The organism is Limnohabitans radicicola (assembly GCF_014837235.1).
Taxonomy (GTDB): domain Bacteria; phylum Pseudomonadota; class Gammaproteobacteria; order Burkholderiales; family Burkholderiaceae_C; genus Limnohabitans_A; species Limnohabitans_A radicicola.
In genome coordinates this window covers 524,393-544,990 of record NZ_JACYFT010000002.1, presented here as the reverse complement: position 1 = coordinate 544,990, position 20,598 = coordinate 524,393, and the positions used below count along the sequence as shown (strand labels likewise).

Below are 20,598 nucleotides of genomic sequence, written 5' to 3'. Positions count from 1 at the left end.
GTCCCACACCATGACCGCCCAACTGATCGACGGCAACCAACTCTCCAAACAACTGCGCACCGAAGTCGCCACCCGAGCCCAGGCCCTCAAGGCCAAAGGCATCACCCCGGGCCTGGCCGTGGTGCTGGTGGGCGACAACCCGGCCAGCCAGGTCTATGTGCGCAATAAGGTCAAAGCCTGCGAAGACAGCGGCCTGCACTCGGTACTCGAAAAATACGAGGCCACCCTGAGCGAAATCGACCTGCTGGCCCGCGTCGAAGCCCTCAACAATGACCCGGCCATTCACGGCATCCTGGTGCAGCTGCCCTTGCCCGACCACATCGACGCGCAAAAGGTGATCGAGGCCATCAGCCCGGCCAAAGACGTGGACGGTTTCCACATCGCCAGCGCTGGAGCCTTGATGACCGGCATGCCGGGCTTTTGGCCCTGCACGCCGTATGGCTGCATGAAGATGCTCGAAAGCATTGGCTATGACTTGAAGGGCAAACACGCCGTGGTGATTGGCCGCAGCAACATCGTGGGCAAACCCATGGCGCTGATGCTGCTGCAAAAGGATGCGACCGTGACCATCTGCCACTCGCGCACCTTGGACCTGAAAGCCCAGACCCTGCAGGCCGACGTGATCGTCGCCGCCGTGGGCAAGCGCGATGTGTTGACCGCCGACATGGTCAAGCCCGGCGCGGTGGTGCTCGACGTGGGCATGAACCGCAACGACGAAGGCAAGCTCTGCGGCGATGTGGACTTTGCGGGCGTGAAGGAAGTCGCGGGCTACATCACCCCCGTACCCGGTGGCGTCGGCCCCATGACCATCACCATGCTCTTGGTCAACACCCTTGAAGCGGCCGAACGCGCCGCCATCTGAACCCCATGAATAATCCTCTGCTCGACACCGCCGGTCTGCCTCTTTTTGACCGCATCGCCCCCGAACATGTTGCCCCAGCTTTGGATGCCTTGCTGGCCGAGGCTGAACAGGCGCTGGCACAGGTCACCGCGACCGACTTTCCTGCCGACTGGAAAGCCATCGCTGGTACGCTTGACATTGCCACAGAGCGACTGGGTTGCGCCTGGGGCGCGGTCAGCCACCTCAACAGCGTGGCCGACACCCCTGAGCTGCGCGCGGCCTACAACGCCGCCCTGCCCCGCGTGACCGAATTCTGGACACGTCTGGGCAGCAACGAACAGCTGTTTGCCAAATACAAGGCCATTGATGCCGCGGCTCTGGAGCCGGCGCAGCAGCAAGCCTTGCGCAACGCCTTGCGCAACTTTGTGCTGGGCGGTGCCGAACTGCAGGGCGAAGCCAAGGTGCGCTACGCCGCCATCCAGGAGCGTCAGGCCGAGGTGACACAGAAGTTCAGCGAAAACGCGCTGGACGCCACCGACAGCTTTGCCCTGTACGCAGACCCAGCCGAACTGGCCGGCGTGCCGCAGGACGTGATCGACACCGGTTTGGCCGCCGCCGACAAGGACGGGCACGCAGGCCAGGTCAAGCTCACGCTCAAAATGCCCTGTTACCTGCCCGTGATGCAGTTTGCCGACAGCTCTGCCCTGCGCGAAAAGCTCTACAAGGCGTACACCACCCGCGCCTCTGACCAGGCCGAGGGCGAAGCCACGAAATACGACAACACTGCCCTCATGAGCGAGATTCTGGCGCTGCGCCGTGAAGAAGCCCGACTGCTGGGCTACGACAACTTTGCCCAGGTGTCGGTGGTGCCCAAAATGGCCGAGTCGCCGGAAAAAGTCATCGGCTTCTTGCGCGAACTGGCCGCCAAGGCCCGCCCCTTTGCCGAAAAGGACATGGCCGACCTGCGCGCGTTTGCACAGCAATCGCTGGGACTGTCGGGCGTGCTGAGCGCCTGGGATGTGCCTTATGTGAGCGAAAAGCTCAAGGAAGCGCGCTACAGCTTCAGTGAACAAGAAGTCAAGCAGTACTTCACAGCGCCCAAGGTGCTGGCCGGCCTGTTCAAGATCATCGAGACCCTGTTTGAAGTCAGCATCCGGGAAGACAAAGCGCCCGTTTGGCATCCGGCGGTGGCGTTTTACCGCATCGAGCGGGACGGCCAGTTGGTGGGGCAGTTCTACCTCGACCCGCCCGCCCGTGCTGGCAAGCGCGGCGGCGCCTGGATGGATGATGTGCGTGGCCGCTGGTTGCGCCCCGACACGGGCGTACTGCAAACCCCGGTGGCGCACCTGGTGTGCAATTTCGCCGAGGGCGTGAACGGCAAGCCGCCCCTGCTCACCCACGACGACGTGATCACCCTGTTCCACGAATTTGGTCACGGCCTGCACCACATGCTCACCCAGGTCAACGAGCGCGATGTCTCGGGCATCAGCGGCGTCGAGTGGGATGCGGTCGAGCTGCCCAGCCAATTCATGGAAAACTTCTGCTGGGAATGGTCGGTACTGCGCCACATGACACAGCATGTGGACACGGGCGAGCCGCTGCCACGTTCGCTGTTCGACAAGATGCTGGCCGCCAAGAACTTCCAGAGCGGACTGCAGACGCTGCGCCAGATCGAATTTGCGCTGTTTGACATGCGGTTGCACGCCGAGCACGATCCGGCAGAGGACTTCATGCCGCTGCTGAATGAAGTTCGTGCCGAAGTGGCGGTGTTGCAGCCACCTGACTTCAATCGCATGGCCCACACCTTCAGCCACATCTTTGCAGGCGGCTACGCTGCGGGCTACTACAGCTACAAATGGGCCGAGGTGCTGTCTGCCGACGCCTATGCTGCGTTCGAAGAAAGCGCTGCCGAAGACGGCTCGCCCAGCATCGACACCGGCCGCCGCTACCGCAAGGAAATCCTCGAAGCCGGGGGCAGCCGCCCAGCACTCGAATCTTTCAAGGCCTTCCGGGGCCGTGAGCCCAGCCTGGACGCACTGCTGCGCCACCAGGGCATGGTTTGAGCCTGCGACCTGAAACCACTTTGAAACTGGCCCAACACAAGTCCTGCTATTCTTTCAATCTTCTCCAAGGCGTATCCAAATGACCACCAATTTCATGCCCCTGCTGTACAAAAACCCTCAACCGCTCAACCCCGAGCAGCATGACGGTCTGACCCTCAACCTGTCCTCCGGCTTTGGTTTCGCCAGCGCAACCAACTCGGTGCCCCTGGTGATCGAAGAGTTCGGCGCCACCTGCCGCGATTACGTCATCGTGTTTTCGACCGGCGAGCTGCCCATGCCGCTGGTGGTGCTGGGCGTGCAGCCCACCCACAACGCCTATGTCAATCCCAAGGGCGAATGGGCGGCCGACACTTACATCCCCGCATACGTGCGCCGCTACCCCTTCATCTTCTCCGAGACCGAAGGCTCCGAGGACCTGACGCTGTGTGTCGATGTGGATGCCGCTTCCGTCGGCAAGGGCGAAGGCGTGGCTTTTTTTAACGACAAAAAAGAAGCGTCGGAGCTGACCCAGCAAGGTCTGGAGTTCTGCAAGAACTTCCACATCCAGCTGCAGCAAACCCGCGAATTCTGCGAAGCCCTGCAAGCGGCCGATCTGCTGGTGGACCAACAAGCGAGCATCACCCTGGCCGAAGGCGAGACGCAGAACCTGTCGGGCTTTCGCATTGTGGACGAGCAAAAGTTCCGTCAATTGCCTGCAGAGACGCTGCAAAAGTTCCATGAGCGCGGCTGGTTGGGCCTGATTTACGCCCACCTGATCTCCACTGGCAGCATGGGCAAGCTGGTCGCCCAGCTCAAACACAACCCCGCACCTGCCGCCTGATTGCGGGTCCTGGCGGCCTCCCTGATGCCAAATGTGAATCAGGGCAACTTGCAGTCACCCAACGCCGAAGTGTCGACCTGGAAGATCCGCCGACTGACCCAGCCCAGAGAGGCCAGCAGTTTGTGCTGGCGCGCGGGTGCAGGCAAAGACAGGCACAAACCGCCTGAGCATGGCTCCAGCACGGCAGGCTCCAGCGCCTGCGCGGCTGCGGGATCGGCGAAGCGCACCGCGTCGATCAGATCAAGTTGGTTGCCATGCAGCCAGATGCGCTCCGCCTGTGGCGCACAGCTGAGCGCGGTGAATTCAGGCAACATCAACACCGAGCGGCCCAAGGGCATCCACCGACTGGACAGGCCACTGGCGTCGTGTTGGACGCGGAACTCCAGCGGATTGATGACGCTGGGCAACTCGGCCCCTTTGAAACGCAGCGGCTGGCGGGTGCGCAACTCTTTGTGCAGCGCGTCGGCCATCAGGGGTGCACTGATCGGCTTTTTGGCCGTGACCGGATCGTCGACAAAGCGCAGCTGCAAGGTGTAAGCGCCTTTGGTCGGGGCATATCCATCGACCGTTTGGAGCAAAAGACTCAGGCCGGAGTCGTCCGAAAAGAACTCGTCCTGGGGCTTGAGCCCCCACTGCAACGCTTTGGCGGAGGGCCGCACCAGCAGCGCATTGGGCATGGGCGCAATGGCCACGCGGGGGGCTGCAGGGCTTTTTTGCAAACGCATCCGGATCGGTTCAGGCTCGCCATCCCGGTGGTGCAACACCACGGCGTTGGGCAAGGCGGCGTTGCTTCGCACATCCACATTACACGACATGGACAACTGCTCCAGGCCTTCCGGCCCGGTACGCAGATCGCCCGGCAAACATTGACCGCCGTCCCACTGCAAGGACGAGATCCGGTCGAGCTGCTGGCCCGTCACCAGCATCTGCTCGTCCAGCTCGGCATGCTCCACGCTTGTCACCCGGGCGCGTGGTGGCAGCACCCGCAAGGCGATGCGCTGGGCAGGCGCGCCCTTCAGGCGCACCTCCAGCGTGGCCGAACCAGGGGCTGCGCGACCCAGATCGACCGTCAGCTTGTTCGCCACTTCAGGCAAAGCACTGGCCATCACACGGCCGTCCATGCTCAGGCTCATGCCCTCCACGCAAGCGCTGGCCTGCGCCAGATCCAGAAACAAGTCACCGCGTTCGCCCGCCACCAAGCTGCGGGCCCCCTTCAGGCTGGTGCTGACATCACCGCGCACCTGCAAGGCCATGGTGAAGGCTGGCAGCACCACCGCATCAAAGCCAAACTGGCCGCGCAGCTGCACCCGGACATCGGTGTGGTCAGCCGCTTGCTCAGGCAAAGTCTGCGGCACTTTGAAGCGAAAAACACCCGGCTCGGGTTGAAAGGACACATCGGTCAAGGTCATGAGCGGGGTGCTGGCATTCGGTGCCGTCACCTCCATCGACCAGCCGTGCCAGTAATTGACCACAGGCAAACGCCCGGCCACCTGCACACGCAGCTGCTCGTCCATCAGGCAGGCGGGACGGCTGAGGTCAGCCGACAAGTCGGGAGCCGTGGCCTTGAACCAGGCAGGTACATAGACATAAGCCGTTTTGATGTGGCCGTTGCGAAAGCGGGCCAAAGAAAACAGCTCGGTCTGCTGCGTGCCCGCCAGAGGCCGCCCAAAGGTGGTGGCGAAGTCGTATTGGTCGCGGAACTTGTGGGTGAGGAAATCGCTGGCGTCCGAAAAAACGCCCAGCTTGTCGGTCAAGAACTTGGTCAGGTCGGCCGCCCCCTTGGAGCCCACCAACATGCCCAAATCGCTCGACGCGGGCAGCACAAAGTCCTTGTTGGCCACGATGCTCATGGCCACACACTGGGTGTTGACAGCGTTGCCCTTGAAACAGTCCGGGTCCACCTGGTTAACCCCGAACTTGAACGCCATGGCCTTGGCCGAAGCGGTGGCCTGTTCCGGATTGCGGTTGACCACCAGCTGATCGAGCCCCTGAGTCAGAGCCGTGATGGCCTGGTTGACCTGATCGACTTTCTGCAAATCGTAAAAACGCTGCGGATCGGACTGAATCACCTCCTTGAGCAGCAGCTCCGACTCCAGAAAACTGGTGTAAAGACCGAACATGTTGCGCAACTGCGGCGCCAGCAAGATCACAGGCACCTGCTCATTGGCCGTGATCTCCTGCTCGGCATAGCCTTCCAGTCGGGCCAGGTCAAAGGCTTTGGTTTGCACCTCGTTGCCGGCAGGAGAAATGCGGCCGAGCATCAACACCCAGTCGCCCTTGGCCAAAGAGCTTTGAACGGGCTTGACCAGCACCTTGTCACCCTGGCGCAGCTGATTGACCTTGAAAATCGACAGCCGCTCACTGCCGCGCTGGATCTGGATATCCAGACGCGGGCCGTGGTGGATCAAGCCCTCCGCATCGGCCAGCCGCCCGGCGAGCAAGAGTACGCAGGCCAGCGCCAGGTCACAGCAAAGAGAAGACAGGAAGTTGGAGAGTTTCAAAAGCACCACCCCAAGTGGATGAGCGAAATGGCCCGCAAGGCCCAAACAAAAAAGCACCTGGCGTTGCCGCCAAGTGCTTTATTTTCCTACCAAATTTGGTAGGCGCGACTAGATTCGAACTAGCGACCCCCACCATGTCAAGGTGGTGCTCTAACCAACTGAGCTACGCGCCTGAGAGACCTCAATTATAGCAGCAAAACTAGCGCCTTCTGGCGTTGCGAACGCCTTTGACACTTTTCACGCTGCCCAGCACGCGGGCGAGCATGGCGGAATCGGAAATTTCCACCGTGAAGGTCATCCAGGCCATGCCCTTGATCGACTGCGTCTGCACACCGATCACGTTCATTTTTTCTTTGGAGAACACCTCGGAGATGTCGCGCAGCAAACCCTGGCGGTCGACGGCCTCTACCGCCACGTCCACCGGGTACACCGCCGCATCGGGTCCGGGCTTGCGTTCGCCCCAACGCACGTCGATCACGCGCTCGGGGTTGCGCAGATTCAGTTCCCGGAAGTTGCTGCAGTCCTGGCGGTGGATGCTCACGCCCTTGCCACGCGTCACAAAACCGCTGATGGCGTCGGGTGGCGCAGGCTTGCAGCAGCGCGACAGCTGCGTGAGCAAGGAGTCCACGCCCACCACCAGCACGCCCGAGGGCGACTTGGGGTGGCGGCTGCCCCGCGACTTGCGTTGCAGCACGATCTCGTCGGGCGTGAGCGCCGGCTCGGGCGGGTTGAGCAACACCTCGATGTTGCGCAGCGAATACTCGTCCTTGCCCACCACCTCAAACAAGCCATCGGCCGACTTGAAGCCCAGCTGGGCCGCCAAGTCTTCCAGTCGCATGGCGGTGCGGCCTTCGCGCTGCAAGAGTTTTTCGACCGCCTCGCGGCCGCGGGCGATGTTTTCGCTGCTGATCTGGGCGTTGAACCAGGCCCGCACCTTGGCCCGCGCCCGCGAGCTGACCAAAAAACCCAGCTCCAGGTTCAGCCAGTCACGCGAGGGCCCACCCTCCTTGATCGCCGTGATCTCCACCGTCTGGCCGTTGGCCAGCGGCGTGTTGAGCGGCACCATGGCCCCGTCGACCTTGGCGCCCCGACAGCGGTGACCCAGGTTGGTGTGCAGCGTGTAGGCAAAGTCGATGGGGGTGGCGCCTTGCGGCAGCTCGACGATGGCGGCATCGGGTGTGAGCACATAGATGCGGTCGTCAAACAAGCCTTTGTCCTGCCCTGCCCCCGACAAATCGCGCTCCCAGGCCAGCAGTTGGCGCAGCACAGCGATTTTGGCGTCGTAGGCGCTGGTGGCGCTGACGCCCGCATAGCCTTTGGTGCCCGCTTCCTTGTAGGCCCAGTGCGCAGCCACCCCGTTTTCGGCGTGGTCGTGCATGGCCTGCGTGCGGATCTGGATCTCGATCGGGCGGCCATCGACATCGCGCACCACCGTGTGCAAGGACTGGTAGCCGTTGGCTTTGGGCTTGGCGATGTAGTCGTCAAACTCTTCGGTGATGGGGGTGAAGTGCTCGTGCACCCAGCTGAGAGCCTGGTAGCAATCCACCACCTGGGGTACCACCACCCGCAAGGCCCGGATGTCGAAGACGCGCTCAAAAGGCAGGGACTTGCCCCGCATCTTCTTGACGATGCTGTAGATGTGCTTGGGGCGACCCTGCACCTGCGCACGGACGCCTTGGGCCGACAACTCGGTCTGCAAGCGCTGGCTGATCGCGGTCATGTAGGACTCGCGCTCCGCCCGCTTTTCGTCCAGCAGGCGGGCAACTTGTTTGTAAGTGTCGGGCTCCAGAAAACGGAAAGACAGATCCTCCATCTCCCACTTGATCTGCCAAATGCCCAACCGGTTGGTGAGCGGCGCGAACACATGCAGCGATTCGTGTGCCAGCGCAGCTGGCACGGGCAACTTGCTGGCGGCAAAGTGACGCAAGGTCTGCAAACGCGAGGCCAGGCGCAACATGACGACGCGCAGGTCCCGGCTGAAGGCCAGCAGCATCTTGCGCACGTTCTCGGTCTGCAGCTTGGGGTCGTCGCCTGGCATGGCAGTGCTGGCTGCCGCGCGGGACATGCGCTGGAGGTGCACCAGCTGGTTGGTCTGCATGGCGAGTTGGGCCAGATTCGCACCAAAGGCCTTGGTCAAGACCTCTTCGGGCTTGTTCAGGTGCGGGCAGGCATAGACCAGATAAATGGCCGCCTGCATGTCGACCGAGCCACCAATGTCGGCCAGGATGGCCGCCGACGCCTGCGCGTGCGCCCAAACGTTTTCTGCGGTGTCGAGCAACTCGCTGTCGATCAGCGGCTGGGCAAAAGCGCGTGCACGCTGCAGCACATCACCGCTGGCAGACACCTCGGCCGTGGCTTGCAGCACTGGCGGCAAGTGGGGGTCAGAGGAACTTGCCCCGTTTTGGGGATTGGAAGTATTGGACATCACCATCGCGCCATCACTTCAGCAAGAAATCTGCCAGAACCTCGATCTGCTCGGGCGCCGTCAAGGTGGGCGCATGGCCAATACCCGCCCACTCGACCAGACGGGCGCGGGGGCCGCGCCCGGTCATGGCCAGTGCGGTGGACGGCAATAGCAGGTCCGAGTCCTGGCCACGGATCAGCAGGACCTGGGCCTGGATCTGGTCGTACACCGACCACAGCAGGGCCTCGCCCGCCTGCGCGGCTTCTGCCGTCAAGGCCCGAACGGGCTCGCCGATGGCCGGGTCGTAGTGCAGCGTCACGCCCCCTTCGGGCAAATCGCGCACCATGTGCGACGACATGTCGAGCCAGACATCGTCGGGCACCGGACCAAAGCCCACAGACAAGGCCCGCATGGCCGCTGCAGCCTCGGCCAGATCAGCGTAGCGGCCATAACGCCCTGCGTACTGCTGCATTTTTTGAACCGCCGCCCAGCTGATCGCCGGGCCCACGTCGTTGAGCACCAGACGGCGAACAGCCGCAGGCAGTGGCAAACCGGGCTGACCAGACACCACCATGCCGATGAGTCCGCCCATGCTCGTGCCCACCCAATCGAGCTGGGATATGGGCGCCGCAGTATGCAATTGCCCCAGCAAGGCGAGCATGTCCGAAGCGTATTGGGGGACCTGGTACAGCGCCCCCACAGGCAGCCAGTCGCTTTGACCACGCCCGGCCACATCGGGGCACACCACCCGCAGGGGCTCGGTCGAACGCTGGACCAACGCCCGGGCCAGTCGGTCAAAGTCCCGCCCCTGGCGGGTCAGACCGTGCACGCAGACGACCACATTGGCCGCCAAGGGATCGCCCCAGCTCCAGTAAGCCATACGGTGCTGGCCCTCCGGATGAGGGCAATTCACATGGTCAAGGCAGGGCTGCAGCATGGCGGACTTCACAATCAGAAACAATCACCGGGCTGCGTCAGCAGGACAGGCTTTTGGACGGGTCATAATGGGTTTTTCATCATCGTAAATCATCCGGAGAAAGAAAAATGCTCAAAGGTAAAACAGCCTTGGTCACAGGCTCCACCAGCGGTATCGGTCTGGGCATTGCCAAGGCGCTGGCCCAGCAAGGTGCGAACATCGTCCTGAACGGTTTTGGCGACGCCGAAGGCCCCAAGGCCGAAATCGCTGCACTGGGCGCGAAAGTGGCCTACCACGGTGCCGACATGAGCAAAGCCTCTGAGATTGAAGCGATGATGAAATTCGCCGCCGACACCTTCGGCCGCGTCGACATCCTGGTCAACAACGCCGGCATCCAGCACGTGGCCCGCATCGAAGATTTTCCGGTCGAGCGCTGGGATTCGATCATCGCCATCAACCTGACCAGCGCCTTCCACGCCACACGCCTGGCGCTGCCCGCCATGAAACAGGCCAACTGGGGCCGCATCATCAACGTGGCCTCGGTCCATGGCCTGGTCGCTTCGGCCGAAAAATCGGCCTATGTGGCCGCCAAGCACGGCGTGGTCGGCCTGACCAAGGTCACCGCCCTGGAAAACGCCACCTCCGGCATCACCTGCAACGCCATCTGCCCGGGCTGGGTGCTGACCCCACTCGTGCAAAAACAGGTGGACGCCAAGGCAGCGGCCATGGGCCTGTCCAACGAAGAAGCCAAAAAGGTGCTGCTGGGCGAGAAAGAGCCCTCCATGCAGTTCACCACCCCCGAGGAGCTGGGCGCACTGGCCGTGTTCTTCTGCTCACCCGCCGCCAACAACGTGCGCGGTGTGGCCTGGAACATGGACGGCGGCTGGGCCGCTCAGTAAGAATCGTCTTTCACCCAAGCACAGGGCCTGCCGATGACTTCACCCGCATCCCGACTGGACAAGATCGTCGTCGTCGATGACGACACCCGCATCCGCGACCTGCTCAGGCGTTACCTGTCGCAGCAGGGCTTCGATGTGCTGCTGGCCGAAGATGCCCGCGCCCTGCAACGCATCATGCAGCGCGAAACCGTGGACTTGCTGGTGCTTGACGTCATGCTGCCTGGCGAAGACGGGCTGAGCATCTGCAAGCGCTTGCGCAGCGAAGGGGTTCGCACGCCGATCATCATGCTCACGGCCAAGGGCGAAGACACCGACCGCATCACCGGGTTGGAGATCGGCGCCGACGACTACCTGGGCAAACCGTTCAACCCGCGCGAGCTGTTGGCCCGGATCCAGGCCGTGCTGCGCCGCCGCCCGGTGGTGGAGTCACCCGGTGCTCCCAGTGCCGAACAGGAAGTCATCACCTTCGGAGACTTTGTGTTCGATCTGGGCGCCCGCTCGCTGCAAAAGAACGGTCAGGACATCGCGCTCACCAGCGGTGAATTCGCCATGCTCAAGGCCCTGGCCCGCCACCCGCGCCAAGCCCTGAGCCGCGACAAGCTGGCCCAGCTGGCACGCGGGCGCGAGTTTGAGCCGTTTGACCGCAGCCTGGACGTGCAGGTCTCACGCCTGCGCAAAATGATCGAAGTGGATGCCGCTCACCCGCGCATCATCCAGACCGTCTGGGGTGTGGGCTACGTCTTCGTGCCGGACGGCTCGGCCTGAGCTGCGAATGAACGCCCACCAGCAAGAAGCGACCGACACCCAAACCCGCCGGGGCTTGAGCCTGTTCTGGCGCACCTTCATCTTGCTGGGCCTGCTGATTCTGGGCAGTACGGTCGCCTGGCTGCAACTTTTTCGCACGCAAGAGTACGAACCGCGCATCCTGCGCAACGCGCATCAGATCGCCACCGTGGTCAACCTCACGCGCAGCGCCCTGATCCACACCGACGCCATTGCCCGTGTCTCGTTGCTCAAAGACCTCGCTGACGAAGAAGACGTCAAGCTGGTGATGCGCGAACCCGATGACCAAATCCGCCCCTTTGGCGAGAGCGCATTGGAAACCCGTCTGGCCAATGCCCTGGAAGAACGCCTGGGTCCTGGCACGGTGGTGGCCTCCAGCGTCAACCAGGAAACCGGTCTGTGGGTGGGCTTTCGGATCGAGCGCGACAGCTACTGGCTTCAAATGGACCCGGACCGCCTGCGCCCGATGGACAACAGCACCTGGTTGGTCTGGCTGGGGCTGGCCATGGCGCTGTCGATGACGGGCGCCGCCTTGCTGGCCGGGCTGATCAACCGCCCACTCAAAAAGTTATCGCTGGCCGCCTCACAACTGCGCGAAGGACAGTTCCCCACCCAACCCCTGGACGAAGAAGTCAGCACCCACGAAATCCGCGAGGTCAATGTCGGCTTCAACCGCATGGCCGAGCGGCTGGCCAAGGTGGAGCAGGAACGCCGCCTGATGCTGGCTGGCATCTCGCACGATCTGCGCACCCCACTGGCCCGGCTGCGTCTGGAGACCGAGCTGAGTGTGCCCGATGCCACCGCGCAGGAAGCCATGGCCGCCGACATTGCACAGCTCGACGACATCATTGACAAATTCCTCGACTATGCCCGCCCCGACCACACCGACCTGACCCCGGTGCTGCTGGCAGCGGTGGTGAGTCGCTGCATCACACCCTTCAAAAGCCAGTCTCGTATGAAGATCGAGGTCGATTTGCCAGAAGACTTGCAGGTGCTGGCCGACGCGGTAGAGCTGGGCCGCGTGATCTCGAATCTGCTGGAAAACGCCAGGCGCTATGGTCAAAGCGTGAGCGACGGCATCACCCGTGTGCGCATCGAGGCCCAAGTGCAAGACTTGGCCGTGCTGCTGCGCCTGAGTGACCAAGGACCAGGCGTGCCGCAGCAGAACCTGCAGCACCTGACCGAGCCCTTCTTCAGGGGCAACGAAGCTCGCACCTCGGCCACCGGATCGGGCCTGGGCCTGGCCATCGTGGAACGTGCGGTGCAACGCATGGGCGGCTCATTTGCCGTGGCCAACCACAGCGGCGGCGGGCTCACGGCTCTGATCAAACTCAAACAGGCCCTCTGAGGGTCTGCGTCTGCAGATCGGACTGGGGTCAGGTTGAGGGTCAGCCCTTTTTCAACAGCGCGACAGCCCGCGCTTCCATGCTCTGGCCCATGCCCACGGGGCCGAGCTTTTCGGCGGTCTTGGCTTTGACGTTGACCTGGTCGGGCTGCACGCCCAGCGCTTGGGCCACCGAGGCATTGATTGCCGTCATGTGCGGCGCCAATTTGGGGGCCTGGGCCACAATCGTGCTGTCCACATTGACCAGCTCCCAGCCACGCTCGCGCACCCGGCGCATGGCCTCTTGCAGCAAAACCGACGAATCGGCCCCTTTGAACTGCGCATCCGTGTCCGGGAAATGGCGACCAATATCGCCCAGCCCGGCCGCACCCAGCACCGCATCGGTGATGGCGTGCAGCAGCACATCGGCGTCCGAATGGCCCAGCAGGCCCGTGGTGTGGGGAATCTCCACGCCGCCCAAAATCAGTTTGCGACCCGGCACCAGGGCATGCACGTCCCAGCCTTCACCGATGCGGAAATTCATGCTCTGCTCCTGAGGATCGCCTCGGCCAGCGCAAAATCGGCCGGGTAAGTGATTTTGAAATTTTGCGCCAAGCCTTCGACCAGACGCGGCTTCAGACCCCGTCGCTCGATGGCGCTGGCCTCGTCGGTGATGCCAGCAAAGCCAGTGCCCGCCACATCAGCCAGTGCATCGTGCAGCATTTTCAAACGGAACATCTGCGGGGTTTGCGCCAGCCACTTGTGCTCGCGCGGTACCGTGTCCACCACGCGACCGCCCTCCTCGCTTTTGAGCGTGTCGGGCAAAGGCAGGGCCAGCAGACCGCCCACGGGGTCATTCTGACAAGTGTCGATCAGGCGGCTCACCGATTCGGGAGAGACCAGGCAACGCGCCGCGTCGTGCACCAGCACCCAGTCCTGCGGATCTACACCTGAGGCCAGCATGGCTTTGAGGCCATTGAACACACTCTCGGCACGGTTTTCGCCACCGCAAGTCACCCGCCTGAAGTGCCCAGGCCAATCCTGCATCGGCCACACATGGTCGTCCTGCGGCGACAGCACCAGCCAGCCACTGCCCAGCTGTGGCACCTGCGCGAGGGCTTGCACCGTGTGCATGACCATGGGCTGCCCAGCAACCAGCTGGTATTGCTTGGGCCGGGCGGTGCCTGCACGGCTGCCCGTACCGGCACAGGGGATCAAGGCGTGAAACTGCGTCATGGCGGTTGATTCTAGAGGGCGTTCAGCGCCTGAACTGGCGCGGACTGAGGCGCCATCTCCATCAGCAACTGAACAAATCGTGTCAACAGCGGCTGTTGCCTCGCCTGTTTGAGCAGACTGATGCCCACCACACGCCGGATCCTGGCTTGTGCCAGCGGCAAGACCTCCAGCCCCTGACCAGAAGGCCCGGCCAGCATGGACTCGCTCATGATCGAAACCAGATCGGTCTCACGCAAAATTTGGCCCATTTGTGCAGAGGTGTTGCTGACCTCCAGCGCGATCCTGGGTGGCGGTAAACCCGCTTGCGCCAGGCGAGCTTCCACATGGCGACGGGCAGCCACGCCAGGGCCAGGCAGCATCCATTGGGCCGAAGCCAGATCACCGAGCTTCAGCCGTCGGTTGTCCAGCAAGGGGTGCCCATGGCGCACCACCATGCACACATCGTCATGCATCAGCTCGATCACCTCCAGATCGTCAGGCACCACGGCGGGCAAGGAGCTGATGGTCATGTCCAGCTCGCCCTGGCGCAACAGGCGCCACAACTCGTCATTGAGGTGCACCGAAGCCCGCACGGTGGCGGCAGGCCGCTGGCGGTGCAGTTGCACAAAAGCCGGCACAAACAGCTTTTGCGCATACAGCGGCGACACCCCCACACGCAGCAAACCCAGCGCCCCCAGATGCAGGTCGGTGGCTTCCTTGATCGCGTCGTGCAGGACGCCGCGCAGCGCACCCGTGCGCTGGCGAAACTGCTCGGCCACACGCGTGAGCGTCATGCCGCGCACGCTGCGCTCGAACAGCTCAAAGCCCAAAGTCTTTTCGAGCCGCTGCAGCCCCTTGGTGATGGCAGGCTGAGACACGCCCAGCCTGAGCGCGGCCTTGCGCACCTGCCCCTCGTCGGCAACGGCCAGGAAATAGTCGATGTCGTCCAAACTGATGCTCATGGCTGCCTCATTGCGTATAACCAATAGTTATCGTAAAACCAGTCTTGATTATCCAACAGAGTCCTGCTGCGGCCTAGACTGCCCCTCAATCGCATCGGAGTGAGACATGAATTTCGGCATCTACCTGGCGCGCAGCGCCACCTACTGGCCCAACAAGGCCGCCGTCATCTTCCAGGATCAAGTCCTGACCTACCGGGCCCTGGAAGAGCGCTCGAACCGGCTGGCGCACGCCCTGCAAAGTCTGGGGCTGAAAAAAGGTGACCGCGTGGCGATTGTGTCGCCCAATCGGCCCGACATCGTGGTGGCCGAATGCGCGTTTTACAAGCTGGGCCTGGTCAAGGTGGCGCTGAACTCCCGCCTGTCACCGCAGGAGCTCGAAGACGCTCTGACCAACGCCGAACCCCAGGCCTGCCTGGTCGGGCCAGCGCACCGGGCCGTGGTACAGGGCCTGCGTGCACGGCTACCCAGCCTGCAGCACGCCATCGCATGGGACTGCAGCGAGGCCGATCTGGCCAGCGGCTGGCTCGATGGCCAGGCGCTGGAAGCACAAGGCGCCTGCCAGCACATCCATGTAGACCTGGAGCCGCAAGACCTGGCTGTGTTGCACTACACCTCGGGCTCGACCGGCAAGCTCAAAGCCGCCATGCAAACCATGGGCAACCGCATGACATCGCTGCGCAAGGTCATCATGGGTCGCATGCAGAGCAACGGCGACGATGTGATGCTGCTGGTCGGCCCCATCACCCACGCCAGCGGCATGTTCATCCAGGCCATGCTGTTCCAGGGGGTGACCATCCTGCTGCTCGACCGTTTCCACCCGGCCGAACTGCTCGAAGCCATCGAAAAGCACCGGGTCACCATGACCTTCATGGTCCCGGCCATGATCCATGCGCTCTTGGCCGAGCCCAGCATCCGCTCGCGCGATCTGTCGAGCCTGCGTTTGCTCAGTTATGGCGCAGCGCCGATGTCGCCTGCCCGCATCCTGGAAGCCTGGAAGGCTTTCGGGCCGGTGCTGGCGCAAGGCTACGGCGCGGGCGAGACCACTGGCGGCGTGATCAGCCTGTCGATCGCCGACCACGCCCGCGCCATCAGCGGCGAGAAACCACAGCTGCTGTCGGCCTGCGGACGGGCGTTTTGCGAATCGGAGCTGCAGGTGCTGAACGACGCGGGCCTGCCCGTGCAGGGCGACGAAATCGGCGAAATCTGTGTGCGCGGCCCCGACGTGTTTGCAGGCTACTGGCGCGCGCCCGAGGTGAGCCAGGCGGCCTTCGACGCGCAAGGCTGGCTGCGCACAGGCGATCTGGCCCGCGTGGACGATGAGGGCTACATCTACATCGTCGACCGCCGCAAGGAGATGCTGGTGTCGGGCGGCTTCAACATCTACCCCACCGAGATCGAATCGGTGCTGGCGCAACACCCCGCTGTGTACGAAGTGTGTGTGGTGGGCGTGCCCGACGACCATTGGGGTGAGGTGGTCAAGGCTGTGGTCGTGCTGCGCCAAGGCGCACAGGCCAGCGCACAGGACATCATCGATTTCTGCAAGGACCGACTGGCCGACTTCAAGAAACCCCGCTCGGTGGACTTTGTCACCGAGCTGCCCAAAAACAGCAACGGCAAACTCTCGCGCAAGGATGTGCGGGAACGCTACTGGCAAGGCCGCGACAGAAAGGTGAACTGAACATGAGCCCCAACACACCCCTCCCCGACACCTTTGAAGGCTCAGACAAGGCACGCGACTTCATCGCCCGCCTGGGCGAGTTTTTCGAGACCGAGTTGCACCCTCTGGCGCGCGAGCACGGGGTTGACCACGAAAACGCGCCTTCTCGCGAGCTGCTGGAAAAAGTCTGGAAGCGTTCGCACGAACTGGGCTTTTACGGCATGACCTTGCCCGGCCCCATGGGGGGGGCAGGCTTTTCCGTGCATGACCATGCCCTGATCAAGGAGTTTGTCTACGCCAGCGGCACCCCGTTTGCCCCGCATGTGCTGGGCGAGTTGACGGGCCCTCCGCGCTTGGGCGCCCTGGTGCGCCAAGCCACACCCGATCAGATGCAGCGCTTCATCCTGCCCGTTGCGCGTGCCGACAAAGCCGTGTGTTTTGCCATCACCGAACCCGATGCGGGCTCGGACGCGGGCGCACTGCAAACCTCGGCAGTGCTCGACGGCGACCACTGGGTGCTCAGCGGCACCAAGAAGTTCATCTCGGGCTCGCCGTTTTGCGACTTCGCCGTCATCATCGCCTCCACCAGCGAGGACCCGGCCGTGCGCGAAACCACCGCCTTTTTCGTCGAGCGCGACCGCCCAGGCTTTGCGATCGAAGGTGGCTACAAAACCATGGCGGGCCAATCGCACACCGCCAACATCGTGCTCAATAACTGCCGCATTCCGGTCGGCAACCAGATCGGCGAGCGCGGCAAGGGCCTGGGCCTGGCGCTGGGCCGAATCACCGTCAACCGCCTGCTGCACTGCCCGGCCATGCTGGGCCTGGCGCAACTGGCCTTGCAAGACAGCCTGCAGTACGCCCGCCAGCGCAAACAGTTTGGCCAGCCCATTGGCGCCTTCCAGGCGGTGCAGCACATGCTGGCCGACATGGCCACCGAACTGGCCGCCGCCCGCGCCCTGATACTGTCGGTGGCGCGCAGCCTGGACCTCGGGGTGGACGCCCGTGCGCAAGCCTCGATGGCCAAGCTGTTCTGCTCCGAGACCGCGTTCCGCGTGGCCGACCGTGCCGTGCAGATCCATGGCGGCGAGGGCATCGTGCAAGGTCGCCGGGTGGAATTTCTGTTCCGCATGCTGCGCATGTACCGCGTGCTCACCGGCACCAGCGAAATCCAGCGCAACACCATCGCCAAAGAGTTGTTACAGACGCCGGCCCATTGATGGCGGCCCGCAAAACAAACAAGGAGACCCACATGCGTCCACACACCATCCTGGCCAGCCTGCTGATCGCGCTGACCTGCTCGACCAGCGCGCTGGCGCAGGCACAGGACTATCCCAGCCGCCCTATCCGATGGGTGGTCCCATTTCTGGCCGGAACAGCCCCTGACAACACGGTACGCATCGTGGCCGATGCCATGGGGGGCATCCTCAAACAAGCCGTGATCGTGGACAACAAGGGGGGTGTCGCAGGCAATCTGGGGGCACAAATGGTGGCCAAAGCTCCGGCCGATGGCTACACCTGGGTCTATTCCGCCACGCCCATGGCCGCCAGCATGCGGATGTACAAAAAACCCGGCTTTGACGCGATCAAGGATTTCACGCACGTGGGCCGCATCGCGGTCTCGGACCTCACGGTACTGGTCCACCCCGACTCGGGCATCAAATCCATCAAGGAGCTGATGGAGCGCGCCAAAAAAGACCCCGGCAAGCTCAGCTACGCCTCGGGCGGCATCGGCTCGCCCGCCCACATGGGCGCAGAACTCATGCTCAACATGGCGGGCGCCAATGTGCTGCACGTACCCTACAAGGGCGCATCAGAATCGGCGACTGCCGTGATCGGCAAGCAGGTGGACTTTGCCCTGGCCATCAGCTCGGTCGCCATGCCGCACATCACAGCGGGGCGGCTGGTGCCCTTGGCCGTGACCGGCCCACAGCGCAATGCACGCCAACCGGGCACACCCACACTCGCCGAGTCAGGCTGGCCCGGTGTGCACATCACCTCTTTTGGTGGCTTGTCGGTGCCTGCAGCCACGCCAGCGCCCATCGTCAAACGCATCTCGGAAGCGCTGGCCAAAGCCCTGGCCATGCCCGAGGTCCGCGCCCGCCTGGAGGCCCAGGGCGGCACCGTGGCCCCCTCGACCCCCGAGGAATACCGCGATGCCCTGGTGGCTGAAATCGGCCTGACCGAAAAGATGATGAAGTCGGCCAAGCTGGAAGCCCAATGAGCCTGCTGCACGATCCCGGGTTTTCAGGACGCCACCTGCGCGAAGTGCTGCGCCTGCGGCCAGACACCTGCGACGCCGAGCACTACCAGGACGGTCTGGTGGTGGTCCATGACAACGGTACCCAACTGGCATTTGACAGCGAACATGTCGATGTGCCTGCCCAGCTGTCCGCCCATGCCCGCCGCATGCGCCAGCGCATCTACCGGGCGGGTGCCCGGGTGTACTGCGCCGTGGGCTACGCCCTGGCCAACGTGATCATCGTGCGCTGCGACCAAGCCCTGGTGGTGCTCGACACCACGGAATCGCACCAAAGCGCAGCGCAGATCTGGCAAGACTTCAAGACCGCCGTGCCCGAACTGGCCGACTGGCCAGTGGCCGCGTTGGTCTATACCCACAACCACAGCGACCACATCAACGGCGCCCGCGCCTTTGTGAATGAGGAAGACGTCCAAGCTGGCCGCACCCAGATCATTGCCCACGCCACGCTGATGCAGGCCGTCAGCGACAACGCCTCGGTCGTGGCCCCGATTCTGGCCACACGCAGTGCCTATTCATTCGGTGCGCTGCTGCCTGCCGGCCCGCAAGGCAGCGTGAGCGCGGGCATCGGCCCACGCCTGATCAACAGCCACGTCAGCTTCTTGCCACCCACGCTCACTTTTGAGGCTGCGCTGGACATCACCCTGGCCGGTGTGCGTTTCGAGTTCCGGCATGCCCCCAGCGAGACGGACGACGAGATCGTGGTCTGGTTGCCCGACGACGACACACTGCTGAGCGCCGAGGTGATCCAGGGCGAATGCCTGGCCAATGTGCACACGATTCGCGGCACACGCTACCGCGATCCGCTGCAATGGGTGGACACGCTCGATGCGATGCGCAAGCAGCACGACAAACGACCCGTGCAGTGGATGGTCCCGGCCCATGGCCGTCCGGTGGGCGGTGCCGCTTCGATTGCCGAACTGCTGACCGCCTACCGCGATGCGATCGCTTTCATCCACGACCAGGCGGTGCGCTTCATCAACCACGGCGCCACGCCAGACGAGCTGGCCGACTGGCTGCCCGCATTGCCGCCCCATCTCGCACAGCACGCCTGGCTAGGCGAGTACTACGGCACCGTCAAGCACAGCGTGCGGCAGGTGTTCTCTGGCCTGCTGGGTTGGTTCGATGGCGACCCGGCCACGCTAGACCCCTTGCCTCCCCAGGCCCGTGCCGGGCGCTGGGTGCGCCTGGCAGGCGGGCGGGAAGCGGTCCTGCGTGAACTGCAGGCCTGTGAGGACCGTGCACTGGCGCCTGAAACCACACGAGAAAGTGCACTGGACGAGCACCGCTGGATCGCCGAACTGGCCGGGCAACTGCTGCGCCTCGACCCGACCGATGCTTTCGCCCGTCAGACCAAGGCCCGCGCCCTGCGCCGACTGGGCCTGTCCACCCTCAACACCAACTGGCGCCATTGGTACCTGACGTGCGCCCTGGAACTCGAAGGCCGCTACCAAAACCTGCCGTTCAAAGGCAACAGCCTGGCGGTGCGCGACATCTGGATGGCGGTCGATCCGTTGCAACTGCTGCGCAACCTGGCCGTGCGACTGCAGGCCGAGCAGTGCCTGGACCTTCACACCCGCTTGATGCTGGACTTCACCGATCGACCACTGAGCGTGGTGCTGGAGCTGCGGCGCGGCGTGCTGCAAATCTCGGCACCGGACGACACGACCAAACCGGCTTTGCCCGGCCTGTGTCTTCGCACGCCGTGGGCCAGCTGGCAGCGACAGATGGCGCTGGGTTGGCCCGATCTGGAGGCACAACTGACCAGCGGTGAAGTGCAACTCACCGAGGGCAGCCCCGAGGCACTGCAAGCTTTCATCAACTGTTTTGAAAAGCCTGGCGAGCGCATGCCTCACCTCGCGCTGCGTTGACCCGCCAGGACCGTTGAGACACGCCGCTGAGGCGGGTCTAAAATCGCAATCCATCAAAACTCTCCACCCCCCTCCAAATCTG

The 20,598-nt window shown here is 63.5% G+C and carries 16 protein-coding genes and 1 tRNA gene; 10 read left to right on the top strand and 7 right to left on the bottom strand.

All coding sequences use genetic code 11. The features are described 5' to 3' along the window. Positions 1–10: 10 nt before the first annotated feature. From folD to IC609_RS10380, 3 genes are all read left to right on the top strand, one after another. Entirely contained in the window at positions 11–862 is an 852-nt protein-coding gene (folD, locus tag IC609_RS10390) for a bifunctional methylenetetrahydrofolate dehydrogenase/methenyltetrahydrofolate cyclohydrolase FolD (protein WP_191819423.1), read from the top strand. 5 nt (positions 863–867) lie between these two features. Further along, positions 868–2,904: a M3 family metallopeptidase gene (locus tag IC609_RS10385; RefSeq protein ID WP_191819422.1), complete on the top strand. Its 2,037-nt coding sequence runs from the start codon at positions 868–870 to the stop codon at positions 2,902–2,904. A 79-nt stretch (positions 2,905–2,983) separates the two neighbouring features. Continuing rightward, positions 2,984–3,724, top strand: a complete 741-nt coding sequence (locus IC609_RS10380; RefSeq protein WP_191819421.1) for a SapC family protein — start codon at positions 2,984–2,986, stop codon at positions 3,722–3,724. A gap of 38 nt (positions 3,725–3,762) precedes the next feature. On the opposite strand, the gene IC609_RS10375 is transcribed toward IC609_RS10380, so the two are convergent. From IC609_RS10375 to IC609_RS10360, 4 genes are all read right to left on the bottom strand, one after another. Next, positions 3,763–6,225, bottom strand: a complete 2,463-nt coding sequence (locus IC609_RS10375) for a hypothetical protein (protein WP_191819420.1) — start codon at positions 6,223–6,225, stop codon at positions 3,763–3,765. 96 nt (positions 6,226–6,321) lie between these two features. Continuing rightward, a tRNA-Val gene (locus tag IC609_RS10370) sits at positions 6,322–6,398 on the bottom strand. Positions 6,399–6,424: 26 nt separating this feature from the next. Then, positions 6,425–8,650: a RelA/SpoT family protein gene (locus tag IC609_RS10365; RefSeq protein WP_191819419.1), complete on the bottom strand. Its 2,226-nt coding sequence runs from the start codon at positions 8,648–8,650 to the stop codon at positions 6,425–6,427. A 13-nt stretch (positions 8,651–8,663) separates the two neighbouring features. Further along, the gene (locus tag IC609_RS10360) at positions 8,664–9,566 is read right to left on the bottom strand and encodes an alpha/beta fold hydrolase (RefSeq protein ID WP_191819418.1); all 903 of its coding nucleotides are present in this window, start codon (positions 9,564–9,566) and stop codon (positions 8,664–8,666) included. Positions 9,567–9,673: 107 nt separating this feature from the next. On the opposite strand from IC609_RS10360, the gene IC609_RS10355 reads away from it, so the two are divergent. From IC609_RS10355 to IC609_RS10345, 3 genes are read left to right on the top strand one after another with little or no spacing between them, the layout of a single operon-like run. Continuing rightward, positions 9,674–10,444 carry a 3-hydroxybutyrate dehydrogenase gene (locus tag IC609_RS10355; RefSeq protein WP_191819417.1) on the top strand — a complete coding sequence of 257 codons (771 nt, stop codon included), beginning with the start codon at positions 9,674–9,676 and terminating at the stop codon, positions 10,442–10,444. Between the two features lie 33 nt (positions 10,445–10,477). Beyond that, a complete protein-coding gene (ompR, locus tag IC609_RS10350; protein ID WP_191819416.1) occupies positions 10,478–11,209 on the top strand; it encodes an osmolarity response regulator transcription factor OmpR in 732 nt (243 codons plus the stop codon). A gap of 7 nt (positions 11,210–11,216) precedes the next feature. Further along, the gene (locus IC609_RS10345) at positions 11,217–12,575 is read left to right on the top strand and encodes a sensor histidine kinase (protein WP_191819415.1); all 1,359 of its coding nucleotides are present in this window, start codon (positions 11,217–11,219) and stop codon (positions 12,573–12,575) included. Positions 12,576–12,615: 40 nt separating this feature from the next. On the opposite strand, the gene ispF is transcribed toward IC609_RS10345, so the two are convergent. From ispF to IC609_RS10330, 3 genes are read right to left on the bottom strand one after another with little or no spacing between them, the layout of a single operon-like run. After that, positions 12,616–13,095: a 2-C-methyl-D-erythritol 2,4-cyclodiphosphate synthase gene (gene ispF, locus IC609_RS10340; protein ID WP_191819414.1), complete on the bottom strand. Its 480-nt coding sequence runs from the start codon at positions 13,093–13,095 to the stop codon at positions 12,616–12,618. Further along, positions 13,092–13,787, bottom strand: coding sequence for a 2-C-methyl-D-erythritol 4-phosphate cytidylyltransferase (gene ispD / locus IC609_RS10335; protein ID WP_191819413.1), 696 nt, complete (start codon positions 13,785–13,787; stop codon positions 13,092–13,094). Before ispD ends, ispF begins: the two co-directional genes overlap by 4 nt. An 11-nt stretch (positions 13,788–13,798) precedes the next feature. Next, positions 13,799–14,728 (bottom strand): LysR family transcriptional regulator, encoded by a 930-nt coding sequence (locus tag IC609_RS10330; RefSeq protein ID WP_191819412.1) that lies wholly within the window; start codon positions 14,726–14,728, stop codon positions 13,799–13,801. 106 nt (positions 14,729–14,834) lie between these two features. Between IC609_RS10330 and IC609_RS10325 the strand changes: the two genes are divergently transcribed. Genes IC609_RS10325 through IC609_RS10310 form a run of 4 tightly spaced genes read left to right on the top strand, consistent with a single transcriptional unit; the run spans position 14,835 to position 20,516 of the window. After that, the gene (locus IC609_RS10325) at positions 14,835–16,406 is read left to right on the top strand and encodes a class I adenylate-forming enzyme family protein (protein ID WP_191819411.1); all 1,572 of its coding nucleotides are present in this window, start codon (positions 14,835–14,837) and stop codon (positions 16,404–16,406) included. Positions 16,407–16,408: 2 nt separating this feature from the next. Continuing rightward, positions 16,409–17,605, top strand: coding sequence for an acyl-CoA dehydrogenase family protein (locus IC609_RS10320; protein ID WP_191819410.1), 1,197 nt, complete (start codon positions 16,409–16,411; stop codon positions 17,603–17,605). 32 nt (positions 17,606–17,637) lie between these two features. Further along, entirely contained in the window at positions 17,638–18,609 is a 972-nt protein-coding gene (locus IC609_RS10315; protein WP_191819409.1) for a Bug family tripartite tricarboxylate transporter substrate binding protein, read from the top strand. Further along, positions 18,606–20,516, top strand: coding sequence for an alkyl sulfatase dimerization domain-containing protein (locus IC609_RS10310; protein ID WP_191819408.1), 1,911 nt, complete (start codon positions 18,606–18,608; stop codon positions 20,514–20,516). The genes IC609_RS10315 and IC609_RS10310 overlap by 4 nt, the downstream gene beginning before the upstream one ends. The last annotated feature ends 82 nt before the right edge of the window (positions 20,517–20,598 follow it).

Bases quoted from the DNA above. Each gene is read 5' to 3' on its own strand.
- IC609_RS10365 (WP_191819419.1), bottom strand. From the start codon at position 8,650: ATGTCCAATACTTCCAATCCCCAAAACGGGGCAAGTTCCTCTGACCCC.
- IC609_RS10330 (WP_191819412.1), bottom strand. From the start codon at position 14,728: ATGAGCATCAGTTTGGACGACATCGACTATTTCCTGGCCGTTGCCGAC.
- IC609_RS10360 (WP_191819418.1), bottom strand. From the start codon at position 9,566: ATGCTGCAGCCCTGCCTTGACCATGTGAATTGCCCTCATCCGGAGGGC.
- IC609_RS10315 (WP_191819409.1), top strand. From the start codon at position 17,638: ATGCGTCCACACACCATCCTGGCCAGCCTGCTGATCGCGCTGACCTGC.
- IC609_RS10380 (WP_191819421.1), top strand. From the start codon at position 2,984: ATGACCACCAATTTCATGCCCCTGCTGTACAAAAACCCTCAACCGCTC.
- IC609_RS10320 (WP_191819410.1), top strand. From the start codon at position 16,409: ATGAGCCCCAACACACCCCTCCCCGACACCTTTGAAGGCTCAGACAAG.
- IC609_RS10345 (WP_191819415.1), top strand. From the start codon at position 11,217: ATGAACGCCCACCAGCAAGAAGCGACCGACACCCAAACCCGCCGGGGC.
- folD (WP_191819423.1), top strand. From the start codon at position 11: ATGACCGCCCAACTGATCGACGGCAACCAACTCTCCAAACAACTGCGC.
- IC609_RS10385 (WP_191819422.1), top strand. From the start codon at position 868: ATGAATAATCCTCTGCTCGACACCGCCGGTCTGCCTCTTTTTGACCGC.
- ispF (WP_191819414.1), bottom strand. From the start codon at position 13,095: ATGAATTTCCGCATCGGTGAAGGCTGGGACGTGCATGCCCTGGTGCCG.
- IC609_RS10325 (WP_191819411.1), top strand. From the start codon at position 14,835: ATGAATTTCGGCATCTACCTGGCGCGCAGCGCCACCTACTGGCCCAAC.
- IC609_RS10310 (WP_191819408.1), top strand. From the start codon at position 18,606: ATGAGCCTGCTGCACGATCCCGGGTTTTCAGGACGCCACCTGCGCGAA.
- ompR (WP_191819416.1), top strand. From the start codon at position 10,478: ATGACTTCACCCGCATCCCGACTGGACAAGATCGTCGTCGTCGATGAC.
- IC609_RS10355 (WP_191819417.1), top strand. From the start codon at position 9,674: ATGCTCAAAGGTAAAACAGCCTTGGTCACAGGCTCCACCAGCGGTATC.
- ispD (WP_191819413.1), bottom strand. From the start codon at position 13,787: ATGACGCAGTTTCACGCCTTGATCCCCTGTGCCGGTACGGGCAGCCGT.